Annotated in this window: 17 protein-coding genes and 2 pseudogenes; 6 read left to right on the top strand and 13 right to left on the bottom strand. The window is 56.4% G+C overall.

What is annotated here, in order from left to right; genetic code table 11:
- Positions 1-340: 340 nt before the first annotated feature.
- On the bottom strand, positions 341-1,456 hold the full coding sequence (locus ACVWZM_RS14625) for a hypothetical protein (protein WP_456853697.1): 1,116 nt from the start codon (positions 1,454-1,456) through the stop codon (positions 341-343).
- 368 nt (positions 1,457-1,824) lie between these two features.
- Between ACVWZM_RS14625 and ACVWZM_RS14620 the strand changes: the two are divergent.
- Together ACVWZM_RS14620 and tnpB are read left to right on the top strand one after the other, a co-directional pair.
- Positions 1,825-2,184: pseudogene (locus ACVWZM_RS14620) on the top strand (AAA family ATPase); the annotation flags it as partial.
- 121 nt (positions 2,185-2,305) lie between these two features.
- Entirely contained in the window at positions 2,306-2,860 is a 555-nt protein-coding gene (gene tnpB, locus ACVWZM_RS14615) for an IS66 family insertion sequence element accessory protein TnpB (protein ID WP_456853695.1), read from the top strand.
- A gap of 319 nt (positions 2,861-3,179) precedes the next feature.
- Here tnpB and ACVWZM_RS14610 read toward each other — a convergent pair whose 3' ends face one another.
- Positions 3,180-3,668 carry a hypothetical protein gene (locus ACVWZM_RS14610; RefSeq protein WP_456853693.1) on the bottom strand — a complete coding sequence of 163 codons (489 nt, stop codon included), beginning with the start codon at positions 3,666-3,668 and terminating at the stop codon, positions 3,180-3,182.
- Positions 3,669-3,847: 179 nt separating this feature from the next.
- Positions 3,848-4,102, bottom strand: a complete 255-nt coding sequence (locus ACVWZM_RS14605) for a hypothetical protein (RefSeq protein WP_456853691.1) — start codon at positions 4,100-4,102, stop codon at positions 3,848-3,850.
- Positions 4,103-4,533: 431 nt separating this feature from the next.
- On the opposite strand from ACVWZM_RS14605, the gene ACVWZM_RS14600 reads away from it, so the two are divergent.
- Entirely contained in the window at positions 4,534-4,986 is a 453-nt protein-coding gene (locus tag ACVWZM_RS14600; RefSeq protein ID WP_456856875.1) for a hypothetical protein, read from the top strand.
- Positions 4,987-4,994: 8 nt separating this feature from the next.
- Here the strand turns inward: ACVWZM_RS14600 and ACVWZM_RS14595 are convergent.
- A pseudogene (locus ACVWZM_RS14595) lies at positions 4,995-5,446 on the bottom strand (IS5/IS1182 family transposase); the annotation flags it as partial.
- Between the two features lie 65 nt (positions 5,447-5,511).
- A complete protein-coding gene (locus ACVWZM_RS14590; protein ID WP_456853689.1) occupies positions 5,512-6,567 on the bottom strand; it encodes a hypothetical protein in 1,056 nt (351 codons plus the stop codon).
- A 527-nt stretch (positions 6,568-7,094) separates the two neighbouring features.
- Here ACVWZM_RS14590 and ACVWZM_RS14585 point away from each other — a divergent pair.
- Positions 7,095-7,493: a phasin family protein gene (locus tag ACVWZM_RS14585; RefSeq protein ID WP_456853687.1), complete on the top strand. Its 399-nt coding sequence runs from the start codon at positions 7,095-7,097 to the stop codon at positions 7,491-7,493.
- Positions 7,494-7,662: 169 nt separating this feature from the next.
- Positions 7,663-8,493 carry a nodulate formation efficiency C protein gene (locus ACVWZM_RS14580; RefSeq protein ID WP_456853685.1) on the top strand — a complete coding sequence of 277 codons (831 nt, stop codon included), beginning with the start codon at positions 7,663-7,665 and terminating at the stop codon, positions 8,491-8,493.
- Positions 8,494-9,191: 698 nt separating this feature from the next.
- Here ACVWZM_RS14580 and ACVWZM_RS14575 read toward each other — a convergent pair.
- From ACVWZM_RS14575 to ACVWZM_RS14550, 6 genes are all read right to left on the bottom strand, one after another.
- On the bottom strand, positions 9,192-10,319 hold the full coding sequence (locus tag ACVWZM_RS14575; protein ID WP_456853683.1) for a tyrosine-type recombinase/integrase: 1,128 nt from the start codon (positions 10,317-10,319) through the stop codon (positions 9,192-9,194).
- Between the two features lie 17 nt (positions 10,320-10,336).
- Positions 10,337-10,675, bottom strand: a complete 339-nt coding sequence (locus tag ACVWZM_RS14570; RefSeq protein ID WP_456816944.1) for a helix-turn-helix domain-containing protein — start codon at positions 10,673-10,675, stop codon at positions 10,337-10,339.
- A 479-nt stretch (positions 10,676-11,154) separates the two neighbouring features.
- Positions 11,155-11,421 (bottom strand): DUF3892 domain-containing protein, encoded by a 267-nt coding sequence (locus ACVWZM_RS14565; protein ID WP_080586328.1) that lies wholly within the window; start codon positions 11,419-11,421, stop codon positions 11,155-11,157.
- 934 nt (positions 11,422-12,355) lie between these two features.
- On the bottom strand, positions 12,356-12,661 hold the full coding sequence (locus ACVWZM_RS14560; protein ID WP_456853681.1) for a type II toxin-antitoxin system RelE/ParE family toxin: 306 nt from the start codon (positions 12,659-12,661) through the stop codon (positions 12,356-12,358).
- Positions 12,658-12,864 (bottom strand): hypothetical protein, encoded by a 207-nt coding sequence (locus tag ACVWZM_RS14555; protein WP_456816946.1) that lies wholly within the window; start codon positions 12,862-12,864, stop codon positions 12,658-12,660. The genes ACVWZM_RS14560 and ACVWZM_RS14555 overlap by 4 nt, the downstream gene beginning before the upstream one ends.
- A gap of 638 nt (positions 12,865-13,502) precedes the next feature.
- A complete protein-coding gene (locus ACVWZM_RS14550; RefSeq protein ID WP_456853679.1) occupies positions 13,503-13,994 on the bottom strand; it encodes a cupin domain-containing protein in 492 nt (163 codons plus the stop codon).
- 294 nt (positions 13,995-14,288) lie between these two features.
- On the opposite strand from ACVWZM_RS14550, the gene ACVWZM_RS14545 reads away from it, so the two are divergent.
- Positions 14,289-14,654 carry a Mom family adenine methylcarbamoylation protein gene (locus tag ACVWZM_RS14545; RefSeq protein ID WP_456853677.1) on the top strand — a complete coding sequence of 122 codons (366 nt, stop codon included), beginning with the start codon at positions 14,289-14,291 and terminating at the stop codon, positions 14,652-14,654.
- A 24-nt stretch (positions 14,655-14,678) separates the two neighbouring features.
- Here the strand turns inward: ACVWZM_RS14545 and ACVWZM_RS14540 are convergent, their stop codons facing one another.
- Positions 14,679-15,761, bottom strand: a complete 1,083-nt coding sequence (locus ACVWZM_RS14540) for an Acg family FMN-binding oxidoreductase (RefSeq protein WP_456853675.1) — start codon at positions 15,759-15,761, stop codon at positions 14,679-14,681.
- A gap of 235 nt (positions 15,762-15,996) precedes the next feature.
- A complete protein-coding gene (locus ACVWZM_RS14535) occupies positions 15,997-16,737 on the bottom strand; it encodes a hypothetical protein (protein ID WP_456853673.1) in 741 nt (246 codons plus the stop codon).
- Positions 16,738-17,906: the final 1,169 nt, after the last annotated feature.

Here is a 17,906-nt window from a genome sequence, read left to right as displayed (position 1 = left end):
GGCAGCCTATCTAATACTCTGCGCCATCGCGCTATATCATATGATTCCCCTTCAACCCCGTTGAAGTGAACTAGAAGGGTAACTAAACATTTACCTCCAAGTATCTTCGAAAAGTCGATCAAACCGGTCGACTTTTTTTCTTGGAGGAATGTCGCCGATGATTGTATCTTCAAATTCTTCCGTCGCATATTTTTGAAGGCCGTATGAATCTGATGCCGCCGCCGGTAGTTCTTGTGTCGTCGTTTCAGTGAAGTGGACCCCATGCGAGCACCATGAGGGACCGGTTTGTTATTTGTATCCTGGACTGCTCCGACTTCCTGATATCACGCTGCGATCAGCACTAACTACTTCGCCAACGAAAGAGAAAGCGCTCGAGGCTTCCTGGAAGGATACCGCTGTTGAACCCATGCCGTAGCAGAAACGCGAAGCTTCCAAAAGCGACCAAGATCTCCCAGGTCGCCATCGCTCCCAGTGCAGTCGAAAATATCAGGGCCATGGCGAGTATACAGAGCGCCACGACCAAGCAGGCCGAGTAGACAGCAGCTTCAAACTGAAAAAAGTGCGCATCGCTGTGCAGTCCGCTCTGACCGGCAGGTTTTCCTAAACGTCTTAGCCAGCGGAGAGGAGTTGCGGTTAGCGTGGGCGTCACCGCTACCCAAATGAGTCCCAGGATCACCAGCCACCCCTTTCGATATTCACCGAGCATCTCGTTGGACTGTGTGATCGAGTTCATTAAGAAGATGAACAGGGTTGACCACACAAAAACAATAAGAGCCTTTGCGTACCTGATCACGATGACTCTCACGCTGATGTTCGTTTTTATAAGAATTGCGATAACCCTTGCCGCCTGCGCAGAGAGCGAGTGCAATTCAACAGATGCAATTCCGGCGGCCACACGGAATAAATCGGGCTGATTATCGCTCGGCGGATAGGGCTGATTCTCGATGGGCAAGGAATCGGCCATCTTCGGAAATGTTTTTCTAACATGCTTGAGTCGAATGTTCTCGCTGTGTGCGGCTTCGCCCCCGGGCATAACAATGCTTAAATTCTCTTTGGCAAGTAAGTCGTCGAGCACTAGATCATGGCCAGGTTCGTCCGTCGCCGGTAGGATCGCTCCAATGGTGAGGAAGGGGAAAAACTTCTCTTCGGTTTGTCGGGCTTGAGGGACGAAATACAACTCCACCAGTTGCTGCAGAAGCAAGTAGAGTGAGTGGATGGGAATAACCAAAATCAAAGCGAACGGAAAAGCCCACATCATGTCAACCGGACTGCCTGCGGAAATCTGAGCAATCAGTACCTTGAGCACTGTGCTGATCGCATCGCGGAGAATGACGGGAAACAGGGCGAGCAATCCGGCCCCTCCGATAAACGCGGCGGCGACAGCGTGCATAGTCGCCAATCGGGTCTCTGCCCGCTGAAGAAAAGCCCTGAGTCCCCCTGGATCCTCGCCTGCCATCACATTTACCTCAAGAAAAGGAACAATCGGCATTAGTCGGCTGGCCGGATTGTATTGGGTAAACTAAACGCTTCATCTACCAGGAATGACGGCTCACAGAGCCGCAAAAAAGACATTTTGAACCATCTCCTGCATTAGTGATGATGCCGTTCGATATGATTTTCAGTTCTGTCCGAGGGCAGTGGCAAGCAGGTCTTCCTGCTGACCACAATATCTACCTCCACAAGGAAGTCTCGTTCGATCCGAGCCGGAGAACAGAGTGCATGGCCCACGAGACGTTCTGGATTATCCGCGAGGTCGAAGAAGTCTCAAAGGCGGTGGGCTGCAAATACAACCGGATCAAGACGCCCTAACAACTACTCTGGGCCGGAGTACGCAACCCGAACCGCTCAAACATGACCATCCAGAATACCCTCAGGCGCATCATCGAGAGCTATTTCAAGATTCTGGGCAATGGCGACACAGACGACATCGTCGGGAAGTTCGAAGGCAAAGACCAGCAGCTCTGCGCCTCACTCTTCTATTGGGTGAATGACGGATCGCACAGCGCGCACGACGATCTCTACGTTTCCGTGGAGAATAGCGTGGTAGACCGATATCTTAACGTGTTCCGCCGGATATTCGAGAAAACGGGTCACTGCGGACACTATAAGATGATGATGGGCGAGAAGCCCATCGATCCCACCCGAAGCGTGGTTGCCGTCGCCGCGGTGGAGGCGGCCGTGTAGTCTCAGTTAGATCGCGGTTCAGATTAGTCTTCCAGTAAGCGCGAATTTCTCCGCACCTTTTGCTTTTGAGTGCTCTGATGCATGAGGTGTCCACCAAAATAAAATAGGTGGACACCTTGTGATGGCAGCGGATGATCAGAAACTGCGGGTCAGGCTTGTTGGCCGGAACGGTCGCCGGCGCTACGAGGCGGCATCCAAAGAGCGTCTTGTCACGGCCCGCCTTGATCCTGGGGTTTCGGTATCGAGGCTTGCGCTCGAACATGGGGTCAACGCGAACCTGCTTCGGAAGTGGATCAAGAAGCACACCGCGATCAGGTCGCTGCCGCCGTCTTCACGCCCGGCGTTCATCCCGGTTCAGCTTGAGGGGTCCGCCGATCGAGCCCTGTCGCGGCAAGACGGCGTGGCGACGGTGGATTTGCCGGCGACTTGCGATGAAGTGCGTGAGCCGATCAACTTCCGGGCTGGCATCAACAGCCTTGCGGTCCTGGTCCAGGAGGCGATGGCGCTCGATCCATTCACTCCGGCGGTTTTTGCGTTCTGCAATCGCCGTTGCGACCGGATGAAGTTGCTGTTCTTCGACCGGTCCGGCTTTGTGCTGGTCCTGAAGCGGCTGACCGAGGACAAGTTCCGATGGCCGCGCCGCGGCGGGATCGACGGCCTCCCAATCGGCGAATAGAGCACTCCTGGATGCATAGAAGCTCGCTAAGGTGGCTGACGAGTGAGGCGGACAGTTTCAGGGCTTCGCGGAGAGAAAGACGCTAGCAAACTAGGGACGGGCTGGCGCATCAAACTCCAATGGAGTTTACTCCCATTCCGTTGCCGGATGAGCATGCCAGCGGACGCAGCGAATAGGCGTTCGGTCCCCGCTGATGGTGCTTCTGATCAACCGCCCGCCTAGCCAGCGCCAGCATGCTTCCAGGACACCAGTCGCAACAGCGTTCCGAAGAAAAAGTGCTTCGTTAGCCAAATGAGCGGATGCTCAGTCGTGAGCACCGTCATATCGTGGTCGGATCGAAATCGCGAGGTGTCCATTCCTCTCCGGGTTCTAGGTCAGCTAGGTCAATTACATGGCCCGTGCCTTCAACCGTCCACCCTCCCATCTTGGCCGCCCCCTCGTAGGTGGCCATGCGCCGGGAGATAACCACTTCATCTGTAGCGATGTTGTAGAGCTTTACTTTGTAAACGGTGGTCCTGGCCATCTCTATTTCCATTTCCTCTTGGTCTGCGTCGTGGGCATATCCCCGCACATGGATCAGAACTAAGTTGCCCTGCCTGGGCAGCGGCGCAAGCCGATCGAGGATGTGCTGCGGGGCTCCTTCTTTGATTTCTACGCCGTATGCGTAAACCAGCCCATCGTCGTTGGCGATCTCATTTATCGTATACTCGATTTGATTTAATTCATCGAGCGTGAGGTCAAGTGCCGCGGCAATCGCCTCGGCTTCCTCGTGGTCGTACTCATCTTCTTCAAGCTGTCTGCTGCTCATTGCACATCACCCATCATCCCGAATGCCCGTTTCCTAAAGATCAACTTCTCTGCATCGGCTGCCAGCATAACCTCCAACGCCTTTACATAATGAGTGAGCGGTGAGAGTCGATCGAGTATCCCGGGCGGCGCTCGCGACTGTGGCATTTGGCGAGGCTCGGTATTCTCAGCGAGTAGGAATCAGTTCACGTCTCGAAGGTAATTCAGCATACTGTTGCACGCATTCTCGGCCTCAGCGAAGCTTTGGAGCGGCCAGCCGAGAATCCTGATCGAGCCACGGCTCTGGTCAAGCGGACGCCACGAGGCGACGTAGCCCGACCTTCCGCGGAAGCCACGACCAGTCGGGCTCTGGAAGCTGATCACGAACGAATAGCCGTCGCTGATCGCGCTCCATATTTCCATGTCTTCGGCAGCGCGATGGAATTGCAGGGGCATCAGGCTGCGTTCGCCTGGTCAACCCGAGAACGAAATGATTCGGTCGAACGACATGACGGATCAATACACGACAGCTCTCGCCGGCAAATTGCGCTTCCCCGTCAAACCATGGCATAGATCTGGATTGCTAGCAGCCCGGCTTATCCAGCCAGGCTTTGTAGCGCCAAGAGGGGGCATGCGGCGCCTACTAGGATTGGCGGCTGTCCAAACAATTAGCTACGCCAGGGACACGCCCTCATGCGAAGCAAATTGAGCCTCGAAAATGCGTGTAACGTCGCGAATTGTAACAGCCAGCGCGTGCTCACCTACCAGGACTAGTTGTTGATTAGAGCGACGGAGGCATGCCAACATTGCTAGCGAAGCTGACGCTGGTCAAAGCGCCGGCTTGCGCAAAGGCAGGGGGCGTTCCCAAATAGTAGAGGAGAGATATCATGGATCGTTCTGTCGCCACCATCGCACTAACGTGTCTGGGAATCGCCCTTTCCAGTGTTGCCGTCGCACAGGCGGCTAGACAGGATAACAACACCCTTCCAGGGCAGGAGCGCGCTCTCAGTGTTGCGCCCGGCTCAGTGCAGCCGACCAGAGGAGTCGTGTTTTTAACAGCGGCAATCAACTCAGACGGCAGCATAGCGGGCTGCTTCGGTTGCAACACCGCGAACACCAAGAGGTTAGGGGCTGGCATATATCAGATCGATTTCGGGCACAACGTACAAGCAATCAAGGGTTGGAGTCGGTGGGTTCAGGCGGACACCTTGACGATCGGTGCGGAAAACGCTTGGTGTAACACTGCTGATCGGGCCGGCAACGACAATGCGGTTTGGGTGAACTGCCAGACTAGCAGTGCGCCGGTTGATGCATCCTTTTTCTTGTTCGTCGCAAGGTAAAGCGACCGAGCCGCACGACGCTTCATCTCGCGCCGGATGGAAGCCGTGACGCGGCGGACGAGCCCCGAGATCCAGACCCTGAACCGATGCGGGTGGTTGTGGCCGCGGTACCCTTTGTCGAATGGATGCGGTGAGCCTCCACGCCAGTGAGCTTCTCCATGTCGGCGACCACGGGGCCGAGCGTGTGCCCGTCGAAGGGATTGCCGTGCAGTGCCCTGGCATGGAGCACGAACTGTCCACCCTTCGGGAAGGTCACGGGGGTGGCGATACTTGCCTTGCATCCGAACTCGTAAGGCGCGCGGGCTTTGCCCTTGCCGATGCACTCGACCTCCGGGGCATGTGACGCATAAACCTTTGGACCGCGCTGATGCTGATACTGGCTGCGCACCCGCTGCGCCAGATCGAGCAGCGGGCCGAAGCGAGCTCCCAGCACCGCATCGCCACCAATCTTGCGGTGGATCATCATGATGCGTCAGTTAGGCGCCGGCCGCCTTGTGAGACGGCCGGCCTCTTGTGCATTCCGTATCAGGCCGCGAGTGGATCGCTCAGGAGAACGCCGCCCAGGGATGCCCAGCCGGACCACGGTCCGGAGTGCGGCTTATCCTGCCAGATGTGCCACAGCGCGTTGTCGGTCCCGCGCGCAAACGCTTCCAGCCGGCCGTCGCTGTTGGCGATCACGGCGGGATCGCTGGTGATATGGCCGCCAAGCGAGGCCCAACCGGACCACGGACCGGCATGCGGCTCCTCCTGCCAGATGTGCCACAGCGCATTGTCGGTACCACGGGCGAACACTTCGAGACGGCCATCGGAATTGTCGACCACGGCCGGATCGCTGGTGATGGTGCCGCCGAGCGAGGCCCAGCCTGACCACGGTCCGGCATGCGGCTTCTCCTGCCAGATGTGCCACAGCGCTTTGTCGGTGCCACGGGCGAACACTTCGAGCCGGCCATCGGAGTTGATGAACACCTCGGGGTCGCTGGTGATCTGGCCGCCAAGCGAGGTCCAGGCTGACCACGGACCGGCGTGCGGCTTGTCCTGCCAGATGTGCCAGAGCGCGTTGTCGGTTCCGCGCGCAAAAACCTCGAGCCGACCGTCGGAATTGATCACGCCCGCCGGATCGCTGGTGATCTTGCCGCCAAGCGAGGCCCAACCGGACCACGGACCGGCATGCGGCTCCTCCTGCCAGATGTGCCAGAGCGCATTGTCGGTACCACGGGCGAACACTTCGAGACGACCATCAGAATTGTCGACCACGGCCGGATCGCTGGTGACGGTGCCGCCGAGGGAGGCCCAGCCTGACCACGGTCCGGCATGCGGCTTGTCCTGCCAAATGTGCCAGAGTGCGTTATCGGTTCCGCGCGCAAAGACCTCCAGCCGACCATCGGAGTTATCGACGCTGGAGGGCGAGCTGGTGAGAGCGCCACCAAGCGAGGCCCAACTCGACCATGGACCTGAACTCGGCTTTTCCTGCCAGATGTGCCAGAGCGCCCTGTCGATTCCGAGGCTGAACACCTCCAATCGTCCATCGGAATTCTCTGTCACTGATACCGAGTGGGTAAGCGCCGCTGCTGCATTTGTCACGACAACCTCCAATTGTATGTTTGCAATGAGGAAAAGATCTACCTCACGCAATTTAAAGTAGCATTCTTATTCTGTTGCCCACAAGACGGTCTCGCGCGAAAGTGATCTGCGGGCTCAAGTTCCCTGCATTCTCATTCGCGTTTACTGCAGTGAACGAAGCAACACTTTGGTTGCGCTCACACCACAGGTCCCTCCGCGGCGCGAGACCGCGTAGTGATTCCTCGGCCGGTTTTGATTGCCGGAGATCCGCCGCAAGGTCTGCTACCAGAGATCGAAGTGATCTGCGAGGAACGCCGCGGAGGCGTGCTGGCGTGCCGTGACGCGTGCGTCGGGGCTTTGGCCAGCCAGTTCTCCTGCGCCGCCGTCCCTTGATCAAAAGTGCGAAAGATTCTGGACAGTACCCGATCGAGCGCTACCAGATAAGGCAGGTATGACATGTTGAAGGTGGTGGTACCCTCTGCAGCTTGCTGAGTGAAACTGAGCGGCGAGCCACTCAGCACGTAGAAATCCTTTCCGGGAGATATCGGATGACCGCGACTATACACGAAGACGAGAAACGCGAACGGCGAACACGTGGGCCCGAACTGGCCGAGGCGTCACCCCCTGGAGCAGGCGGCGCGACTGATCATCTTGGAGAAAAGGCCGCAGCTGCATCGCGCGTTTCATTTACGTTTCCGCAATGGCAAAAATCAATCGAAGCGACAAGGAACTTGTTCGCCGCGTCACTGAATGACACGTTAAAATTGGCTGCTTCCTCTCTGCACGACCAGGCTGCTTTTCTGAGAGCTCTTGCCGACTCGAAAACCCCGTCTGAGCTACTGAAGTGCCACCTGGATTTTGCGGAGCAATCTTGGTCGAAATCGTTCAGCGAAGGCTCAAAGATATTGGATCGTTTGAAACACGTCCATCGGCCTGCGGTAAGTTAAGTAATCGGCCACGCGTGAAATAGGGCCGACGGCGCGCATTCCCTCCGGACCCCAATCCCGAACTGAAATCCCGACCCGGTCTCGTGGAAATTGTCGCCATGCTCCATAAGTATCGCCGCCGCCCCCCCAACAACAACGGTATAGGAACCACCTGCTCGGGGAAGCGAAAATGATCGATCGGCGCGTGCTTTGGTTTTGTCTTGGTCTTGGCCTCTGTGTCGGCCTTGGCGTATGGTTCATTTTGCCGGGTGGGCTAGCCGGTAAGAGCGACGATGTTCGTACGAGCGACAATCCGCTTGTCGATAACGTCAAATCAACCTGGCGAGCGCAGGATGGTGAGACAGCGGAGCAAATCTTCACTAAGGTCTCAAAGGTAGCACACTTCATCCCCAGGGGATGGGAGGTTGGTCAAAAGACCGACTCGGGCGAGCGAGTTATCTTTTCGTGGGCCAAACACCGGACCGATAAAACAAACGAAGAATATACTGTGACCTGGGAAGTGGCGCCCGATGGCACCGTGAAAATTGTGGCGCCGTATGCAAAGCCGATGGAACTAGGCTGGCAGGCGTTCGCACTCTCGCTCCTTGCGCACGAAGTGACAAACGACGAAAGCGGCGTGAACCGTCACTTTCTGCATAATCCCGCCAACTTCAACTTCGTAACCACCGCGCAGGGCAAGTTGGGCGATCTTCTGCGGCGTGGCCGCTGTTCTATCGACGAGCCGGTTGGAGTGCATTATTCGCCGATGATAGATGAGCAGCAAACCGTGAAGGGCGGGCTGTGGCGCGTCGGGCTTTCGGTCGACTGCAATGTTTCCGGACCTAGTTATTTCACCCGCGACGGAGTCATCATTTTCGAGAAGCGCGAAGGGCAAGATTGGGAGCCAAAATCGTTCTTTGCCAAGGTTATCGCAACGTATGCACCCGGCTCTTGGTTTGAGCTTGCCGACCCGAAAGATCAGGAAGCGTTCGAGGCGGACAGGAAGGTGTTGTCAAAATGACGTTCGCTGTTGATCCTAAGTGTCTGCGCTTCGTGCCGCACGTCTCGATCTCGGCAACCAAGCGCAAGTGGAGTTTGTCGGTCGGTCGGGCGAGGCAAGGTTGCAGACCAACACGGTTGCCGCGCTTTGACGTTCCGGACTGTTGTCATGTAGGACGCATCGATTATCCAAGCCCGCTAGGCGATCGTCGCGCCGAGCCGCGATCGCTCCGTCTCCGTACCCCCGACCAGCTCCGACGGAGCAATCGCCACTGGCGTGCCACTTCAGAGAAAGAATGGCAGCTTGAAAACAGCCCGCAGTTAAAGGGCCGATTGACATCCATCGATCCTTTCGACCTTTCGCCGCTGCCATTGGTCAATCAGGGCTCACTTGCTCGGTCGCCAGTTCGGTCTCTTCAACGCAAAAGCCGCCATATGGCGGCTTTTACGTTATGCTTCATCACCTTTGCCGTATCGCCTTTGCTAATAATACTGCGTGGTTGCCCACGGGTTGCCCAAAAAGTGATAAAGCCTGACTAATCCCGGCTAACTTGAGTACGATTGAAGTCTCCAATTTTTGGCTCTACTTCTAGTCTTTCCTTCTTTTTGGTCCATTTCCAAGCTCAAATCAAAGCTCGCAGACCAGGGTTCGATTCCCCGTAGGGTCACAAGAAAGATGGTCTACGTTTGTCGCGCGACGCTACGATTTCGTCGCTAGAATCAAGCGTATTCTGCCGCAGAGTTGTTTTGACGCGCAACGCTCCTTTGGATCTCTTGCCACCGGTTGCCCACGGGTTGCCCAGAATCCGTCGCCATCATTGTCTTTGGGTTCAGCATTTCGATGGCTGTCCGGAGCGTGGACGGCGCCACATGGGCGTATCTCATAGTTGTCGTTATGGTGGAGTGTCCCATTAATTCTTTGATTGCCGGGAGTGGCACTCCGCGCATTGCGAGGTGAGAAGCAAACGTATGGCGAAGCGTGTGCCAGCCGATGGTTCTAAACCCAGCCTTCTTGCAGAGTTTGCGGATCGCGTAGTGCATTCGGTAGTTGGTGAACGGGCGACCCTCCGAGCCTCGGAACACGTACCCGGTATCCTTTTTACGCCGGTAAAGCATCGTGTACACATCAATGTCGAGCGGTATATGCCGCGTGCGGTTATTCTTTGGCGCGACGAGCGTCTTCCCACGATCATCGTATGAATGTCTCACCGCAACGGTGCGCGTGAGCCAATCGAGAGATGACCACTGAAGGCCCCTGAGCTCTCCTTGCCGCATACCTGTCCGCAGCGCCGTCAGAACCAGTTCGCGCACTAGGCCATTGGCCTGGGAAAGGAGCAACTCACACTCTTCCGGCGAAAGATAGTCAATTTCGGGCAACGCCCTTTTTGGCCATTTGATCTTCGGTGGCGCTTCCTCAAGCTCCAGCCACTCATATGCGGTGAGAAAGCACTTGTTCAGCACCGTCAGGCGATTCGTGATCGTCTTGTTGGTGTACCCTTGCTGGACCTGCTGAGCTTTATAACGTTCGATGTCGTGTCCTTTAATTTGTCCCACCGGCTTGCGACCAAAGAATGGGAGCAGAGACGAAGATAGAATGTACTTCTTCGACAGTTGCTCAGAATATTTGTTGTTCGGTCTTACATAGTCGTCAAACCATTTCACCGCGAACTCGGCAAAGGTCAGGTCCTTCGACCGTAGCGCTCCGAGTTCTATCGAATCGCCACGTGCTAGCTTTTGTCGCAAGGTAGCTTCGTACGCTTGCGCACCGGCCTTTGTGTTCTCAGGGCTACGTTTTCTATATCGTGTGGAGTTGACCGTGAAATCGACCCACCACGAGGTTTTTATCATTCGTACTGTCATATCCGTTATTTATCGATTGTTTCGGTCCGCTGCCTCGCCAAATACGAAATGATGTCGTGTTTGGCGAAACGAATGCTGCCGCCCACTTTGAGGAAGGGAATGCGTCGCCGCTGTTGCAGGCGTCGCACGCTAGAAGTGGAAATCCTCAGTAGTTCGGCCACTTCAGCGGTGGTCAATAACTCAGCATCGGCTCTGAAACAGTCGGGAGTTTTCAAAGAACCATACGGCGCCGGCGAATTATCATCGCCGGCTGGCATCTCGACTCTACCATTGTTGGGAGGTTTGAGCATGTGCACATGTTGCGCGCCGACTGGAACGACGGCCAGGCGCGGAGCCGTGACCACAGGAGACGTCCGTGAATCTTAGGCGGGCTTCCACTGGAGGCTCTGCAATTGACCCGCTTTCGTTCGTGAACGACTTGTCTAGCCTGGGCCAGAGACCTTCAGTAAGCCAGAGGTGGGAGTCGACGCGGGATTATCGCTGTTGAACTGCGTTGCCGGAATGAATGTTCGCAGCCGTCGTGACGTGGGCAACGGGCGTGATCGTCATGGCGATTGTGACGAGCTTGAAGGGCCGCACGCAGAACCGACAATTGCTTATGCGCCTTCAATCTCGGAAGCCCTTGTTGGCCTCGATCATGCCCGCCGTGAGGTGACATGATCGAAGCGCCGGTAGTCACCAGTCGATTTCCGGTCGGACCAAAGCAGCGTAAGCGGCTCGCCGTGATCCGAGGAGGGCAGCACGGCGGGCCAGCGTCCGATTGCCGTTCGAGACTGCGATACCGATTTCCTGCCCACGGCTTTGCGTCGCCCCTTCGATGCGATCAAGAGCACCGAGGTAGTGCCAGAAGATTGTTTGGTTCAATGCCGTCGGCAACAGTCTTGAGGTACTTTCGACCGTTACTGCGCTCGGCAACTATAACCTTGGTGCGTGCCCCAGCGGCATACGTCCAATAATCGTGTATGCGCTTGTCGATGTTGTAGATTGCATCATCAATAAGGTGTTTCCATTCAGCGCCTCCGATCGCGTCGATACGTTGATCTCGATCGGCTCCGTCAGGAACATGACAGGTAACTTGGTAGCTCGTCATTAGATCGGCCCCCTTATGGCTTATCTTCCGCGCTTCTTGGGTGACGCCGGCGGTTTGACCCGAACCCGCTCGGTCTCGGTGGTCTTCGGATGGTTGTCTGCGTAGCGCTTCGTAACAAACCGACCATCCTCAGAATCCCGTCGCACTGTCTTCTTGGGTTCTTTATCTCTCGAGCTCATTGTTATCTCCCGCTGCAATCATTGAATTATCTGCATGTGGACTCATGACAGCCGTAAACCGCGAAGCTGCCCTGGGGCAGCTAACGTGCATTAGGGCAAGGTGCGGAGGCTCAAGGAGCATGGGCGCCACCTGCCTGTGTTCGCTTGGAAGATACACCAGGTTGGTCCTGAATACAACTCCAGCGTTCAAATGCCTGCTTGAGCAGCTCGCGAGAGTTCATGAATCTCAGGCTGGGAGTCACAAGGGCATTCGAACCTTGAATAGTGAACGTACCGAGTGGGGGCAAAATCCTGCGTGACCTGCAAACTGAAGATGGTCAGCGCACTTTGAATAATATCAGAGTTCGCCGGCAGCGCTTTGAGCCAGAGATGGAGACGAAGGAGGGGCTGCTCGTGCTCGCCGGGCAAGGGGCGCGTATTCAATCTAATCTATAGAGCGCGAGGAGACTGTGCGCGATATCAGTCGCCTCTGCTGTAGTGATCTCCTCCCGTTCGAGGACCAGTTGACCTGCAGCCTACCAGTGGCGCTGCACGGATGGCACAATTCGCGTCGCGTAAAGATGCCCGATCCTATAAGGATTGAGGAGAGTCCCGTTTTGAGAATAGGGGCTCGGCTCTTGTGTGTCCATAACCGGATCGAACATTAGATTGACGCCAGTATCCGCCATTGGGGCCGGGCCCATAGTAGCTGTCCGGTGCTGCTCGTTGAGGAATGAGATTTGAGCTCACTGTCAAACCCTGCTGAGAGCGCCGTCTCACTGAAAAACAGTTTCAGTATCTTCGCGTTGGTGGATCACGCGGACGATTTCGATCGCATCATCGGACACCCGATAGAATACGACATGTGGATCTATAACGATTGATCGTAGGCTGGGAATGAGATCGTCGCGCAATCGGCCAAGCTCCGAATGCTGAAGGAGGCGGCTACAGCTCTGCCAAATTGTTTGTCCATGCGCATCGGAAACATCCTGCGACCACTCGCGGGCGCCGTAACGCAACAGCTGGATGAGATCATCTTCTGCATCCGTAGACCAAACGAGCCGCGATTTGTTTGCCGTCATGCAGTTCGGGCGCGCTTGAGAATATCTTCTATCTGCAATTCACGGCCTTCGTCGCTCTCGAGCGATGCAATACCCTTTTCAAGCTTTGCGCGGAGCTGGCGCACCTTGTCGACATGCAGAAGCAGCTCCTCGCCGATCTTGTCCTGAGTCGCTTCGGGAAGTCGTGCCACTTCTGCCATCGCCTCTTTCAAAAGACTTTTCATATGATCAATATATCACAATCGCACACTCGCGCAGAAATCGCGTCACCCGCTTTGGAGCGACTCGAAGGCTTCATGAGAAACTCATCAGCTGGGAGTCGACGACGACGTTACAACGTTAACTGGTGACGTGCCGCATGGGCACAAGAACTACTCCGGGAACTGCAAACCGAAGATGGCCAGCACATCCCACGGACCATAAGCGTCTCCGGCAGCGCTTCGAAGGAGGAGGCTTCTCGTGCTCGCCGGGCAAGGGGCGCGAAATCAATTCATAAAGCGCGAGGAGACGATGCGGCGATATCAGTCACCCCCGGTGTAGTGATCTCCTCCTACCGAAACTTCCTTGTATATGCGTCGAAACTCTTCGAGCCGCTCGGGGTGTTACGTGGTGACGGTGATGTGCATGATCGGATCCTACGAAACGAGCTTGCGAACCATAGACCCGGGATTGTGCCTCTGATGCTTCGTTTGTGACGCAGTAAGACTAGGGCGCGCCGCATAAATCGAGATTGATCGGTGCGGCTTGCTCGATGTCCGCTATGCCCTCGATGCCGACCAAGTATCGCAGCGCAGCGAAATGTCGCGATGGGCCAATTCCGGGATCCGCGTCCTTGCTCTTGTGGGCAAATGTTTGAGCCCGCCTACCTGAATTCTTGCCCATATTTGAGAGCGATCGAGTTGATCTGCTCCTGCGTCAATTCCTTTCGCGGTTCGTCGGGTCGGCTGCAGGTTTCGCGAAAGAAACCATCGAGGCCTGGGGGTGCCATGATCCACAGCAGAACCAGTTCCTGATCTGGACTACTGAAGCCATGCCACGTGTTCTTGGGTATGAAAATCGTTCCACCTCTTTCGCAAGAGTGACACACCTCATTGAGTGTAACCGTGCCACTGCCTTCCAGAACGTAGAAAACTTCGTCCCTGTCGAGGTGTCGGTGAACCGGAATGCCTGACCCCTTGGGTAACTGCTGCGTACCAAGGCCGAGATTGTTGGATCCCGTTACGGGGTCGACCATGATGAAGATGTTGCCGCCATCACGAAAATGGATCAGGTGTTCACCCTCGCTGGCACCAAGCACATAACCCTGCGGCACCGGGCTGTTCGACTTCGCCGCGATCTGCTGGCTGTTTGGCATGCGCCTGCTCCATTGGTCGATTTTCAACAATGAGAAAAGCTACAGTAACAGAATGCTGCACCACGAGCGACGTCCGTGGCCAAGACGGCTTGGGGTCATTCTCGACCGGGTCGAGCTAGCAGCAAGTCCGGCAATATCCGCCGTGCCTAAAAGCGGAAGTGAATTCAGAGCATTGGCCTCTCCGCGACTGGCTGTTGTGGGCTGCGGACCGACCCGAACCGGAGCCTTGAAATCACGAACTCAGTGACCACCCATCGGACAAGCTAGGGAAATCCGCGTCGCGCCAATATTAAAATGGATGCCGACGAGATGATCATCCGGCTCCCTTACAGCCACAAGACGGTCAACAATGCTTTCTTCGCGCTTGGCGTCTTCCCCAACGGGCGCCTTGAAGGCGTGATGACGTTCGGCCCGTCGATGCACAAAAGCAACATTCAAGGGCTCGAGAGTTTACGGTCAAACAGCCGCGACCTAAGCGTAGGAGCGGTGAACGCTGAGCTGGCCTTCGACTATTTGCTACGCTTGAAGCGACTGTCGGCGCGAAGGAACTTGGCCTCGCAAAGGAAACGTTGGGAGTGGATACGGAAGACGGTGCGCGGAACATTGTTTTCGGTACCGGCAAGGAGAATGGTGCAGCATACCCGGCCTTCTGGGAGATAAATGATACTGTGGCGAATATTGTGATCACGGCGTAGCGATCACTTTTTGCGGCGGCCGGCGTAGTGACTTTGGCAGATCGGGTCCCGCGCCAAACCGCATGACGATGTCTGGGCGACGCTGCCCGATGCCGAGATATGAGGCAAATTGCGTTCTCAACGCCGCCACCTCGACGGGTTGATTGATGAACGCATACTTGAGACCAAGAGCTGTCACCTGCAGCCCGAAGCGTTGGCATGAACGACCCACCGCGACCCAATGAGCTCTGTCAGCGGCATCGGCGGTCAGGATGACAATGCCGGCCGAGCTTTCGATATGCTCGCGATATTTCTGGTTCTCTCCGCTCTCGGTGAAGAATAACCGAAGAAGCGGCCGCGCGATCCAACCCGGCAAAGCGAGGTTGCCGGTGGCGCGCGAGAACAAGCCGTCCATCGCCGTAACCGCGTCGGCCTCGCTGAAACGCATCCAACTCACCAGTTCATCCATGAAGGCCTTGTCGCGCATTTGCGCCGAATTGCCCTGAAGCACGTAGTCGATGACGTTCGCGATTCCCGTTTTGTCGGTTATGAAGATTGCCGACACGCCGGGTTCTGCGCAAGCCTTCTCGAGTAGCGCCAGGCCGCCTTCCGGTCGGCCGTCATACTTGGCGCGCGTGCATTGGCGTACAGGTATGGCTTCAAATTGCGTCGACTTGACAACCGGTCCCGGCTCAAGCCCCACGGTAATGGCGTCACCGTCGACGCGGGGGCTGGCCCTGAGTCCAATGGCGGACGCCGCCAGCACGAGGTTCTCCGTCGCGCATCCGAGGCTGACGAATAGGTGATGATCGTCCGGATCCACCGCCGGGCACCTGCGTGCATAGTCTGGAGTAATGGTGATCCGTGTATCGCTCGCGTTGAAACGCCAAGGCTGCGTGTTGTGGCTGTTGGCGGCAAGGCTGGCAAACCGCACGAGTTCCTGATCTCTTGGTGCGCTCAGCAACGGGGCTCGAATCTCGCGTGCAACATCCTCATAAGTCATGGATGCTGCCGCCGCAGGCGACGCGTAGTTCGTGGAGCTAGCTTCGAATCCAAGCAGGGCGCGCAGAACGTCTCGACGGTCGAACGGCATGGCTGGCGCCTTTAGAAATCCAAGTGAGTGTAACCAAAGGATGCAAGACGGGCCTTGATCGGGATCAATCGAAATGTCCACTGCTGGTCGCAGCTGCGTCGTTGCCGGCGACGTCCCCCGGGTAATTCACCCCGACGCGACGATAGAAATCACCTTCCTGTCTGATATCGAGCATGGCATTTGGTCATCGTGCCACGTGGCCGATCCGCTATGCTATTGCGTTATGAAGAGCGGATCAGCGCGGGCACACCGTCCGATTGCCGTTCGAGACTGCAATACCGATTTCCTGGGCTTGATGGGAAATAAGTGCGACATTGGCGGTGCCTGGTTTGAAGGCCGGACCGAACGTTATAAGAAGATCGTGCGTCCGCGTGCGGTTCACTGACGCCAACGTCGACCCGTCGCCGGCTGAAAAACGGACCAGTTTCCAGACCGGGTTGATGGTGCCCGAAGAGATCAGAACGAACTTCACGTGGTAGGACAGTACGTCCTGCTTGAACGTATCGCCGGCATCCGTGGGTAACTGAGATGACGGGAGCGCTAGCTCGGACTGTAGCCGGTCCCTTAACCATTCCGAGATTCCCAAGTGGCTTTCCAATAAGAGCGACGAACCATGGAGTGCGGGCCTGTCCTGATCACAGGTGCCGCCCGAGAACTTGCGGAGCTTGTCGAGGTTCCAGTAGGTGCCGAACTTATCCTCTCGCGTACCTTGGGACGAAAGTGTCGCTCCGAGCCCGAGCGACCGCGATTGACCATCCGTCAAAGGATCGATAAAGGAAACGCCCGGATTCAAGGCCCCGGTCTCGTCGACCTGAAGATCAACCGTCGTCTGTGCTCCCCACTTGGCCGGCAATAGTGAGTCGTTGTCGTGCACGGCCTGAACGATGTCGCAGTAGATCTTCTCGCGTATCTTGAACTCCAAATAACCACCCGCCGTAAGCACCGGTGTACGAGAAGTCTCCCAGGCTTCTTGCATTTGGGGATGTGAGTCCCGCATCCGGCCAGGGTTACGGATATCGCTGTCGCCGCGGCGGCCGACGTGCTCGCCCGTTTCATGATTATCGCTCCAAGCGTCACTGCTGCTGTTGCGACTTCTTAAGAGCGTCGAATAGCGATTGAAGAGGTATGCCGTTGATGCTGAAATTCTCGAAGTGCGCCGCGCAGGTCCACAGACAAGACGTCCGGCCGTCGTTCGAGCTTTTCGCGACGTTGCAGAAAGCTCGGTCGCAATTAATCTCGTGCGCTGGAAGAATGTCCTGACAAGCCGGCTCCTTCTGTCTGGGACAAAGGATCGGGTCGGTGCGAGCCGAATTTGCTGCGTAGCACATCAGGAGTGACGCGACGATCAACGATCGATACATTGTAAGCCCCCAACTGGCCAGCCCAATGCTCATCAGGAGAAGTTTGACGTGCTCCCGCCATTGGATCAACAGCTAACGTTGGTAGTTGATTTTTGAGCGCAGGCTGGCGCTGACGCAATGGGGGTCTGCCAGACGTAGTAGAGGCGTGGACAGACGGCCTCACTGGACGAGCCGTAAGTGGAGTAATGCAAGAATCGTTTCGGGCATAAAGAAAGCTTCTGTCTGAAGGAGCCGAGCCTTGGTTGCCATCGTGCAGTCCGGGCGCGCTTGAGAGTATATTCTATCTGCAATTCACCACCTTCACTGCTCTTGAGGGGTGCAATGCCCTTTTCCAGCTTTGCGCGGAGCTGGCGTACCTTGTCGACATCTAGAAACGGCTCCTCGGAGGTGATGGCGAAGGAGGAGGCTGCTCGTGTTCGGCGGGCAAGGGGCGCGACTTCAACCTATAGAGCGCAAGGAGACGATGCGTGATATCAGTCGCCTCTGCAACGGTGATCTCTTCCCCCGAGACCTCTTTGTATATACGACGAAGCTCTTCGAGCCGTTCAGGCGAGACCTGGTGGCCGATGGGTAGCATACCCGATCGAATATACTTGTGCCTCGGGTCTTCATAGACCGGACATTGTGACTTCATCGGTGCGGTTGGACGAGTCGACCAGGTGAATACCCAAACCAAAATACTCAAGCCCCGATCCGAGATGTCTCCGCATCCAGCTCCGCCGACGTTGAGAGAATAAGATGTCGACGTCAGAGCTGATTTCATCAATCCCCAAGAGGTGTGACT

This window comes from Bradyrhizobium sp. USDA 4501 (assembly GCF_054062115.1).
Note: the sequence above shows the minus strand (reverse complement) of the source record. Positions and strands in the feature narration are given on the sequence as shown.